At 63.5% G+C, this 7562-nt stretch carries 7 protein-coding genes and 2 pseudogenes; all 9 read left to right on the top strand.

Features of this window, described 5'->3' with window-relative positions:
- A pseudogene (locus ACILRA_RS16680) lies at positions 1-120 on the top strand ((Fe-S)-binding protein); the annotation flags it as partial.
- On the top strand, positions 120-1535 hold the full coding sequence (locus ACILRA_RS16685; protein WP_395663203.1) for a LutB/LldF family L-lactate oxidation iron-sulfur protein: 1416 nt from the start codon (positions 120-122) through the stop codon (positions 1533-1535). The pseudogene ACILRA_RS16680 and the gene ACILRA_RS16685, both read left to right, overlap by 1 nt.
- Positions 1532-2200 carry a lactate utilization protein C gene (locus ACILRA_RS16690; RefSeq protein ID WP_395663197.1) on the top strand — a complete coding sequence of 223 codons (669 nt, stop codon included), beginning with the start codon at positions 1532-1534 and terminating at the stop codon, positions 2198-2200. Before ACILRA_RS16685 ends, ACILRA_RS16690 begins: the two co-directional genes overlap by 4 nt.
- 231 nt (positions 2201-2431) lie before the next feature.
- Positions 2432-3277 (top strand): fumarylacetoacetate hydrolase family protein, encoded by an 846-nt coding sequence (locus tag ACILRA_RS16695; RefSeq protein ID WP_395663198.1) that lies wholly within the window; start codon positions 2432-2434, stop codon positions 3275-3277.
- Positions 3278-3510: 233 nt separating this feature from the next.
- The gene (hisS, locus tag ACILRA_RS16700) at positions 3511-5055 is read left to right on the top strand and encodes a histidine--tRNA ligase (RefSeq protein ID WP_395663199.1); all 1545 of its coding nucleotides are present in this window, start codon (positions 3511-3513) and stop codon (positions 5053-5055) included.
- Positions 5055-6194: an ATP phosphoribosyltransferase regulatory subunit gene (locus tag ACILRA_RS16705; protein ID WP_395663200.1), complete on the top strand. Its 1140-nt coding sequence runs from the start codon at positions 5055-5057 to the stop codon at positions 6192-6194. The genes hisS and ACILRA_RS16705 overlap by 1 nt, the downstream gene beginning before the upstream one ends.
- Entirely contained in the window at positions 6191-6880 is a 690-nt protein-coding gene (gene hisG / locus ACILRA_RS16710) for an ATP phosphoribosyltransferase (protein ID WP_395663201.1), read from the top strand. Before ACILRA_RS16705 ends, hisG begins: the two co-directional genes overlap by 4 nt.
- A 65-nt stretch (positions 6881-6945) precedes the next feature.
- Positions 6946-7185, top strand: a complete 240-nt coding sequence (locus ACILRA_RS16715; protein ID WP_395663202.1) for a hypothetical protein — start codon at positions 6946-6948, stop codon at positions 7183-7185.
- A 140-nt stretch (positions 7186-7325) separates the two neighbouring features.
- A pseudogene (locus ACILRA_RS16720) lies at positions 7326-7562 on the top strand (lytic murein transglycosylase); the annotation flags it as partial.

Genomic DNA, 7562 nt, shown 5'->3' on the forward strand with positions numbered 1-7562 from the left:
GGCTGCCTCATGAACATGGCCGGCAAGCTCAAGCGCGAAGGATCGCCCGTGAAGGTGCGCCACATCGCGGAGGTGCTGGCGGGCGACAAAGCAACCCCGCCCATCGCGGAGGCCGAATGATGGATATTTCAAGCGAAACCTTCCCCAAGAATGTCTCCAAGGCGCTGGCCGACGGGCAATTGCAATATGCCATGACGGAGACGGGCCCGCGCTTCATCCAGAAGCGGTCCAAGGCGCGCGACGGACTCCCTGAATTCGATGCGCTGCGTGACCAGGCGCGCGACATCAAGGACCATGTGCTGGAGCATCTCGACATCTACCTCGAGCGTTACGAGGCGAAGGTGAAGGACGCAGGCGGCCATGTGCACTGGGCCGATACGGCGGATGAGGCGCGCGCTGCGATCCTCAAGATCTGCCGCGGCGTGGGCGCGAAGATGGCGACCAAGGGCAAGTCCATGATCTCGGAAGAGATCGAGCTTAATCATTACCTGAGCGAGAATGGCATCGAGCCGGTCGAGACGGACTTGGGCGAATATCTGATCCAGATCCGCAATGAGCGGCCCTCGCACATCATCGCCCCCGCCGTGCACCTGACGCGCGACCAGATCGAGGCGGATTTCCGCAAGGCCCACACCCACCTCGACCCCAAGCGCGACCTGACCGAGATTCCCGCCCTCGTGGAAGAGGCGCGCACCGTGCTGCGGCAGAAATATTTCGCAGCGGATGTTGGCATTACCGGCGCCAATTTCCTGATCGCGGAGACGGGCACCTCGATCATCGTGACGAATGAAGGCAATGGCGACCTGACGCAGATCCTGCCCAAGGTGCACATCGTCATTGCGTCCATCGAGAAGATCGTGCCGACGCTGGAAGATGCCTCGACCATCCTGCGCGTGCTGGCGCGCTCGGCCACGGGGCAGGAGTTCTCGAACTACACCACACTCTCCACGGGCCCGCGCCGTGCGGGCGACCCGGATGGGCCGGTCGAGTATCACGTGGTGATCCTCGACAATGGCCGCTCCAATGTGCTGGGCACGGAATTCCAGGACATGCTGCGCTGCATCCGCTGCGGCGCCTGCCTCAACCACTGCCCGGTCTATCAAGCGGTGGGTGGGCATGCTTATGGCTGGGTCTATCCCGGCCCCATCGGCTCCGTGGTCACCCCCGCACTCGTCGGCATCGAGAATGCCAAGCATTTGCCCAATGCATCGACTTTCTGCGGCCGTTGCGAGGAGGTGTGCCCGATGCGCATTCCGCTGCCGCGCCTGCTGCGCCACTGGCGCGAGAAGGAATTCGAAAAGCACCTGCAGCCCAGCGCCATGCGCTTCGGGATCGGCGCCTGGGCCTGGCTCGCCAAGCGGCCTTCGCTTTATCGCAAGGCCACGGCATTGGCCGCCCGCGTGCTGACCAACCAGGGCCATGGCAAGGGACGGCTTTCGAAAGTGCCTTTCGCCTCGGGCTGGACGCAATATCGCGACTTCCCCGCACCGCAGGGCAAGACCTTCCACCAGCTGTGGAAGGAGCGCCGCTCATGAGCGCGCGTGAGGCCATGCTGGCCCGCATCCGCGCCAAGGTGGCGAAGGAGCCCGATGACGTGCGCCGCGCCGTGGTGGCACAGCGCATTGCGCAGCATCCGCGGAACCTCATCCCCGCGCGCGGCATTGGCGATGAGGCGCATCGCATCAACGTCTTCATCGAGATGATGGAGGCGGTGGGCGGCTCGGTCGAGATCCTCGACCACATGGAAGACGTGCCGCAGGCGGTGGCGGACTATCTCCGCAACAGCAACCTGCCCGCCCATGTGCGGCGCGGTGCTGACCCGGTTCTGGCAAAGCTTCCCTGGCACCGCGGCGGCGCCCTCGAAGTGGCGGAGGGCCGCGCCCAGGACTCAGACCGTGCCTCGGTCACCCGCGCCTTTGCGGGCGTGGCCGAGTCCGGGACGATCATCCAGGTGTCGGGTGCGGACAATCCGACGACACTCAACTTCCTGCCCGAGGTCCATATTGTCGTGCTGGAAGCCTCCGCCATCTTCGCCAGCTATGAGGAGGCATGGACCAAGCTCCGCCAGGCCTTCGGCGAAGGCGTGATGCCGCGCACGGTGAACATGATCTCCGGCCCGTCGCGCACCGGCGACATCGAGCAAACCATCGTGCGGCCTGCTCATGGGCCGAAGAACATGCATGTGATCATTACGCGGTAGAGATGCCTGTCATTCTATTCCTCTCCCCCTCCGGGGGAGAGGGTAGGGTGAGGGGGTCTCTCCGCGCGTGAGACGTCAGCCGTCCGGACCTGCGGATGCGCCCCCTCACCCTTCCCTCTCCCCCGGAGGGGGGAGAGGGATAAGGAGACGGTGCGGAAGCCTTTTGACTTATCCCCAATTCGCCGTCATTTTGCGCCATCCGCAAATCAGAACCGAAATGGGGGACTGCATATGAAGCTTCTGCGCTATGGGGCCGCCGGCAAGGAAAAGCCGGGCATGCTCGACAAGGACGGCAAGATCCGTGACCTCTCCGCCGTGGTCGGCGACATCTCGGGCGAGGCGATCGGCCCCAAGGGGCTGGCGCGGCTGAAGAAGATCAAGCCGGAATCGCTGCCGCTTGTGCGCGGCAAGCCCCGCATTGGTGCGTGTATCGCCAATCCGCAGAAGTTCATCGCCATCGGCCTCAACTATTCCGACCATGCGGCGGAATCGGGTCTTCAGGTGCCGAAGGAGCCTGTGGTGTTCACCAAGCAGGTGAGCTGCCTCTCGGGCCCTTACGATGACGTGACGCTGCCGCCCAAGTCCAAGAAGTCGGACTGGGAGGTCGAGCTTGGCGTCATCATCGGGTCCAAGACCAAGAACATCAAGAAGAAGGACGCGATGGCCCATGTCGCGGGCTATTGCACCATCAACGACCTGTCCGAGCGTGAATTCCAGGTGGAGCGTTCCGGCCAGTGGACCAAGGGCAAGTCCTACGACACCTTCGGCCCCGTCGGCCCCTGGCTCGTCACGGCGGATGAGGTGGAGGACCCGCAGAAGCTGCACATGTGGCTCGAAGTCAATGGCAAGCGCGTGCAGGATGGCTCGACATCCACCATGGTGTTCGGTGTGGCTCACATCGTGGCCTATCTCTCCGAGTTCTTCACGCTGATGCCGGGCGACATCATCACCACCGGCACGCCGCCGGGCGTCGGCATGGGCATGAAGCCGCCGCGCTACCTGAAGCCGGGCGACACCATGCGGCTGGGCATTGATGGCCTGGGCGAGCAGTTCCAGACCGTGCGGCGGGACAAATAGCCAATGAGCTTCCCCTTCTCCCGTTGCGAAGCAATGGGAGAAGGTGGCCGACAGGCCGGATGAGGGCCTCTTTCCACGCGACGGACTCGCGGAAAGAGGCCCTCATCCCCCCTTCGGGGACCTTCTCCCATCGCGTGGCGACGGGAGAAGGGGACAATCATCCGCCTGCATGATGGTTGCCCCCCGCCCCCCATTCCTCTAGATAACCCGCAAATTCAGCGAGTTGTCTTGACATGAGCAAGGAACACCGCCCGAAGGCGCGCGTTGCCAAGGGTTTCCGTGACATTGGGCCGGACGAGATCCGGGGCGTGCGCCGCATGCTGGCCACCATCCAGGACGTCTATGAAGCCTATGGCTTCGAGCCGGTGGAGCAGCCCTTCATCGAATACACCGATGCACTCGGCAAATTTCTGCCCGACCAGGACCGGCCCAATGCCGGCGTCTTCTCCTTCCAGGACGATGACGAGCAGTGGCTATCGCTCCGCTATGACCTGACAGCCCCGCTCGCCCGCTTCGTGGCCGAGAACAGCCAGAAGCTGCCCACCCCCTACCGCAGCTACCGCCAGGGCTGGGTGTTCCGCAACGAGAAGCCGGGCCCCGGCCGCTACCGCCAGTTCATGCAGTTCGACGCCGACACGGTGGGCTCCGCCTCGCCCGCCGCCGATGCAGAGGTCTGCATGATGGCGGCGGATACGATGGAGGCGCTGGGGCTGGAGCGCGGGCAGTATGTTATCAAAGTTAATCACAGAAAGTTGCTTGACGCCCTAATGCTAACGCTAGGGCTGCAGCTCCCGGACGTGGACGGAACCCGGCTCACCACCCTTCGTGCAATGGACAAGTATGACAAGCTTGGTGAACAGGGAGTGCGGTTGCTTCTTGGTAAAGGCAGGAGGGACGAAAGCGGTGACTTTACCAAGGGCGCCGGAATGGATGAAGCCGCAATCCAGGTGGTGATGGAGTTCCTGCAGGGAGTCGTCTTTTCAGTCCCAGGTGCAATTGTACAGCCCAGAGACAACCCCGAGCTTGCGGACATGAAAGGTGGAATTTTCATCCAGAACCCTCCCACGCTAAGTGAAAACAAACGCATTCTTGCTGCTCACCCACTCACCATCGAAGCAATCTCTGAAATAGATCAGATGCGCCGTTTGTGGGAATCGGCTGGGTACGGGCCTGATCGAATTAAATTCGATACCTCTGTCATCCGCGGCCTCGAGTATTACACAGGCCCCGTTTTTGAATGCGAACTGCTGATGGAGACGAAGGACGAGGACGGCAAGACCGTGCGCTTCGGGTCCGTCGGCGGTGGTGGGCGCTACGACGATCTTGTGGCGCGCTTCACTGGGCAGCAGGTGCCGGCGACGGGATTCTCGATTGGCGTGTCGCGGCTGTACTCGGCTCTGAAGCTTGTTGGGAAGGCTGAGGAAGTAGCCCCCAAACCACTCGTTGTTGTGCTTGTATTGGACAAGGATAGGCAGGGTGATTACTGGAGCATGGTCCGTGCGCTCCGCAGCGAAAATGTTCGCGCAGAGATGTATGTCGGCACGGCAGGCATGAAAGCTCAGATGAAATATGCCGACAAGCGCGGTGCTGCCCTCGTCGTCATCCAGGGCGGTGACGAGAAGCTGAAAGGAGAGGTGCAGATCAAGGATCTGCGGCTGGGGTCCGAGCTTGCCAGCAACATTGCGAGCCGCGAGGAATATGCCGCGCAGCGGCTGGCGCAGTTTTCGGTTGCCGAGGCCGATCTCGTCTCTGCCGTGAAGAAGGCGCTGGCGCAGTAATGGCCGGAAAATCGAGCGCCGAACGCGAAGCGCTGGAGCGCCAGAACGTGGCGCTGATGGCGGTGTTCGAGCGTAGCGGTTTCGACCACATCGCACCCGACATCATCCAGCCGGCCGACATTTTCCTCGAGCGCTCGGGCGAAGACATCCGTGCACGGACCTTCGTGTTTACCGATCCCTCAGGCGCGGAAATGTGCCTCAGGCCCGACCTCACCGTTCCTGCCTGCCGCTATCATTTGAGCCATGCAAAGGACCCCGCGGCAGAGCGGCGCTACTGCTATGCAGGACCTGCCTTCCGCTTTCCCGACGAGCTGCTGAGCCCGCAGGAATTCACCCAGGCGGGGCTTGAATGGTTCGGTGCGGGAGAGCCCGTCTCAGCCGAGGCGCGTGTGCTGAAGCTGACGATCTCGGCGCTGGAGGCCGCGGGCCTCTCGCGCTATCGCGTGAGTTTCGGCGATCTTGGGCTGTTCTCCGCTCTTCTTGAGGATACTGACATGCCGGCGCGCTGGCGGCAGCGGCTGCGCCACCACTTCTGGCGTCCCCATGCCTTCCGCGAATTGCTCGACTCCTTCTGCGCGGGTCGTGGGGCGCGCCGCACGTCGATTTCGCCGCTGGTTGACCGCGTGGCGGGCGGCGATGCGCTGGCTGTTGCCGAGGCGGAGATCGACGCGCGCAAGTTCCCGCTGGTCGGCGGCCGCGAGCTGCCGGAGATCGCGGCACGGCTCGCCAACAAGGCGGCGGACCGGCAGGAAACACCACTGGACCGCGCCAAGGCCGACACGCTCAATCATTATCTTGCCATCGCGGGCGAGGCATCGGGCATCGATCAAGCCTTTGCAACCGTCAAGGGCGGCGCCCGCTTCGAGGGTGCGCGCGCGTACTATGCCAAGCGCCTGTTCGAGATGGAGGAGCTGGGCCTCAACCCGCGCCGCTTCCATTTCGCGGCGGGTTTCGGGCGCGAGCTTGAATACTACACGGGCTTCACCTTCCAGATTGAGGTGGATACGCCGCATGGGCCGGTCTCGGTCGCAGGCGGCGGGCGCTATGACAATCTGCTCTCCGACATGGGCTCGCCCGTGAAGGTTCCGGCGGTCGGCTGTGCCATCCACACGGATCGCCTCAAGACGGTGCTGGCATGAGAACGCTGACGCTGGCCATTCCTTCCAAGGGCCGCCTGATGGAGGCGAGCTCCGAACGCCTCGCCAAGGCGGGCTTCACCATCGACCGTCTGGGCGCGGATCGCGGCTACCGTGGCCTGCTGACGGGCATGGAGGGCGTGGAAGTGGCCTTCCTTTCGGCTTCCGAGATCGCCCAGAACCTGCGTGACGGGAAGGTGGATTTGGGCGTCACCGGACAGGACCTGCTGCATGAGAAGGTCTCGCCGGACGATCCGGGCGTTCAGCTGCTGCTGCGGCTGGAATTCGGCCCGGCCAATGTGGTCGTGGCGGTGCCCGAATGCTGGCTGGACGTGGCCACCATGGCGGACCTCGACGAGATTGCCGAGAGCTTCTATGAGCGGCACTGGCGGCGACTGCGGGTTGCAACCAAATATCATAATCTCACCCGCCGCTTCTTCGCGGAAAAGGGTGTTACGGGCTATCGCATCGTGGAGAGCCTGGGGGCGACCGAAGGGGCGCCCGCGGCGGGGATTGCCGAGATCATCGTCGACATCACGACCACGGGCTCGACGCTTTCCGCCAACAATCTCAAGATCCTGGATGATGGGGTGATCCTGAAGTCCTGTGCCGTGCTCGCCTGCCGCCGCGAGGCGCTGGCAGACCCGCGCGTTGAACGGCTGCGGGCGCTACTGGCCGCAATCACCTGATTGTGTGGAGCCTTCCGGCCTGAAATGCTTTAACGTCTCGGAAGTTTGAACAAGGGAGACCGCCGATGAAGTCACTTCTGTCCGCCGCCGCCCTGCTGGCGGTGATCGCAGCACCCGCACTGGCCGAAGAGGCCACGGGAACCCAGGCACAGCCCGCCCCGGCGGTCGTGGAGATTGTCCCCACCGCGACGGAACCGGCCATGACCGAGGCCCCTGCCACCGCCACCGGCGAAGACGCCCAGTCCAAGGCCGCCATGGGCGGACATGGCTGCGGCGCCAAGAAGGCGGTCTATCTGACCAACTGAGACCTCATGACCGGATGACCGAAAACCCCTGCCAGCGGCGGGGGTTTTTGTTTTTTGGAGCGGCGGATGGCCATGAATTTGACGAAAGCCGGACGTAGCGCACATGATCTGATCCAAGCAAACGAATCGGGAGACGGCGGATGCGTAACGTGATGACGGCGGCGGCAGGCCTCATGGCCCTTGTTTTGGCGGCGGGAGCGGCGGAAGCCGCGAACTGCGGCACGTCAGCCAAGGGCTTTGATGGCTTCCTCAAGGAGTTCCGCAAGGAGGCCGCTGCTGCGGGGGTGAGCAAGCGTGGCCTGTCGCTCCTCGATGGCGTCGAGTTCCAGCCCGCCATCATCAAAAAGGACCGCTCGCAGAGCGTCTTCTCGCTGAGC

Source organism: Aestuariivirga sp. (genome assembly GCF_044239095.1).
Lineage (GTDB): Bacteria > Pseudomonadota > Alphaproteobacteria > Rhizobiales > Aestuariivirgaceae > Aestuariivirga.